The organism is Nostoc sp. NMS4 (assembly GCF_017115095.1).
Lineage (GTDB): Bacteria > Cyanobacteriota > Cyanobacteriia > Cyanobacteriales > Nostocaceae > Nostoc.
On the sequence record NZ_JABXKI010000379.1, the window covers coordinates 1 to 3,078 of the forward strand.

At 44.1% G+C, this 3,078-nt stretch carries 3 protein-coding genes; all 3 read right to left on the reverse strand.

Features of this window, described 5'->3' with window-relative positions; genetic code table 11:
* Nucleotides 1-299: 299 nt before the first annotated feature.
* A complete protein-coding gene (locus HWQ37_RS31675) occupies nucleotides 300-668 on the reverse strand; it encodes an IS1/IS1595 family N-terminal zinc-binding domain-containing protein (protein ID WP_292754826.1) in 369 nt (122 codons plus the stop codon).
* Nucleotides 669-689: 21 nt separating this feature from the next.
* Nucleotides 690-1,514 carry a recombinase zinc beta ribbon domain-containing protein gene (locus HWQ37_RS31680; protein ID WP_292754821.1) on the reverse strand — a complete coding sequence of 275 codons (825 nt, stop codon included), beginning with the start codon at nucleotides 1,512-1,514 and terminating at the stop codon, nucleotides 690-692.
* Between the two features lie 530 nt (nucleotides 1,515-2,044).
* A complete protein-coding gene (locus HWQ37_RS31685; protein ID WP_292754823.1) occupies nucleotides 2,045-2,743 on the reverse strand; it encodes a hypothetical protein in 699 nt (232 codons plus the stop codon).
* Between the last annotated feature and the right edge of the window lie 335 nt (nucleotides 2,744-3,078).

A 3,078-nucleotide genomic window follows, 5' to 3' on the forward strand; every position in this document is an offset into this window, starting at 1 on the left:
GGTTGGTGCACCCCGGGGCAACCATGACTTATAAGCATTGATATGTATAGGTTTCAGCTGTTGTCTCTTAATGATGAATGATGCCCGTTTTCACCGCTTATTAATAAGTTTTCCTCATCAACTATGCAGACGCTGGGCGCGATACAAGACTATTAAGTAAGTGAAAAAGAAGGACGTGAGGAAAGAGTTCTTCAAGAAAAATCTTTTGAGGAAAGGGGGTCGGTTTGTTCATTAGCCGTGTTCTCATCCAATCCGGGATAGTACAATTTACCGTCCTAACAAGCTCCAATTGAAATAGGTCATTTCTGTTGAGGCGGTTGTTGCAATACAACTTGCAGTTCTTCAACACTCCAAGCGGCTAATTCCCTAACCCGTTGCTTAGCCGCTTGCATAATAGACTGGAACTGTGGGCAATCCTGACACTTGAGAGCTTGCCCCACCACCAAACAATCACACTCAAACACAGGACGTTCGTTGAATCGACGCTGGCAGGAACGGCAACGGTAGCGCTGTTTGCCTTTTTCCAAAGAGTACTTGACGAAATCAGTAGACTGACAAAAAGGACATTCACGTCCGTACACCCTTGGTTGATGCCCATGTTCAACGAGCACTTGCTGCATCGCCACTTCAGCCCGCAGCTTGATCAGATCGAAAGTGGATTTAGTCATTGGATACTCCTCACAACAGACCTAGGCTTTTAAATCAATTGATTTGACTTGTCCGTTAGCCACCGTAACGCGCTCTACCAACCGGGGAATGACCGCCATCTTTTCATCAGCACTAAGCAGGTTCCAAATAGCTAAATTATTTCCGGCTTGAATAATTTCTTGAGCCGTCTTACGCTCCAAAGAGCGTTGGGAAAAGGGATTTAGCTCGTCCTGAATTTGTTGGCGGATATCTTCCTTGAGACGCTCTAGATCAAGAGACTGCATCTGCATCTTTTCCAAGTTGGCTAAATCGGCCTCCAGTTGCTCGAGTTTCTCTGTGTGCTGAGGAACTACAATCTCCGTGTCATTTGGCTCAACGACAATTATCTGAGACTGCTGCAAAAAGTACTTGCTCAGTTCATCCTCAATCAGGTGTTTACGAGTGCCCTTCAAGTTGTTACATCCTTTTCGCGCGTGGCGGCAGGCGTAGTATTGGTATGTTTGCTGTCCATCCTTGGAGTACTTGGTCTTGGTGATAGCTTTGGCGTGGCATTCAGCACAAAAAACTAAACCCCGGAGGTAGGAAAACTCTCGGAAGTTATCTTTACTCTCTAAATCATTAGTGAAGAAGCCTGCACCAACATGACGGGCATTGAACTCAAGGATTTGATGAATTTGTGCTGCCTGCTCCGGCGTAAGTAAGCGATCATGGGGATGCGTATCCCGCACAATCTGCCACTGCTCTGGCGGCAAGGTTTGTCGTCTACCATCGGGTAACGTCCGTCGCTTAAGGTAAGCCGTATGTCCCTGCAGAACAGGATTAGTTAACCAACGTTTTAGACCAATCTGTGCCGGCTGGGTATGCACAAACACCCGTCAAAAACTATTGAACAAAACGCCTAAAAATATCTTTTATGTCAGTCACTCTCCGAGTATTCTGAGTAACAGTTGCACAAATGAGGCAACAAAAAGTAGTAGAACTTAGGTTCTCTAGAAGAGAAAGGTAGCATTGGTCTATTTTTGATTTTCGATAAATTTCAACCGAAATAAAGAGAACAATTAGAAATTATCTCGACATGATTCTTTTACTAATTTGTGAAAATTAGAGGTAGGAAATTTTCACAGTGATGAGAATTTAAGCCAAAAAGTTTTTCGGCTAATCATACCAAATCCGCTTTTATAACCCCCCAATCAATGAAAGGGATTTTTCTCCCCCAGCCTCCCCAGCTCCCCCAGCTCCCCCAGCTCCCCCAGCTTTCTTAAAAAGGGAGTATTCAACCCGGATTTGGTATCACTTGTTTACTCCTATCCAGATTGGCACGGATAGCCGTCAATTCGGCTTTTTCGCATTAAAGCTTGTAAGCCTTAGGCGGTAAAGGTTTCAAAAAATATTTTTTTTAAGGGAGTACCAGGAGCGTCCTTTTCCCTCTCCCTTGTCCGATTTGGCAGATGATTCTGTTACCGTCAACGTAGCATTCATGACAATTGGGACCATCTACCGCTTGAATCGATCCACTTAAAGCGCTTAAAAAAGGCTTCCAGTAATCATCGTTGAATTGCTCTTGCTTCTCCAGTGACAGTGCTACTTCCATCAATCTATAAAAATGAAGTGATGTAGATGGAGTAGCAGGGTTTTCCAGGTTTTTGAGAGCTTTGATAATCTGGTACAGGTGTTGAACGAAGGGCTTTTTCCCAATTACTTCGTTCGCCTGAATTTCTTGATTGTCTATGTTTCTAGCTTCCTGCATCAGTTGGAGATACCAGTCGGATGCATTGCGGTAGTGTTGACGGTCGGGGTGTGAAGAGTCGTGACCTGAGATGCACAGTTCAAGTGTTCTGAAAAATAGCTCTCCTCGGGGTTCAAATAACTTGGCGTATTTGTGTTTGACAGGAATTTTGAGTTTGGGCTTCCACTTCTTTTTCACAACCCAATAAAGAGTAATTCGCCACTCACCCCCAGCCAAGTCCATGTGTTGCTGGATGGCTGGTTGCAAGAGTGGTGAAATAGGCAAAGGTTCATCGAGTAAGCGCATTGTCAAATCCCAGGGGTGAGGAATTCCATCCGTTGGTAGTCGCGGCATTATTTTCAGTCCCATTAGGCTCTTACTCCTGTTGAATTTAGGTTTCTGGAGGTGGCACTTTGCCTAATTTTCCCGGGTTTAAATCCTTTTTAGCTTTAAATACCACTACTCTCCCTGTAAAAAAGTTTCGATACTAATACTTATCGGAACTTAAGCAAAGCTTTCAAGCGATGTAGTTAGAAAGCTGAAAGTCAAGTCTATTAACAATTTCAAAGGGGTCGGTATTTCATGACACGTTCCGTAACACTACCCCAACAAAAAGTGATCGCTATTGGCTAGTTGTCCCAAATAGACATCTCTCTATCTGGGACAATTAAAGGACTGGAAAACTTGCCGAGAACCCAAGCCTT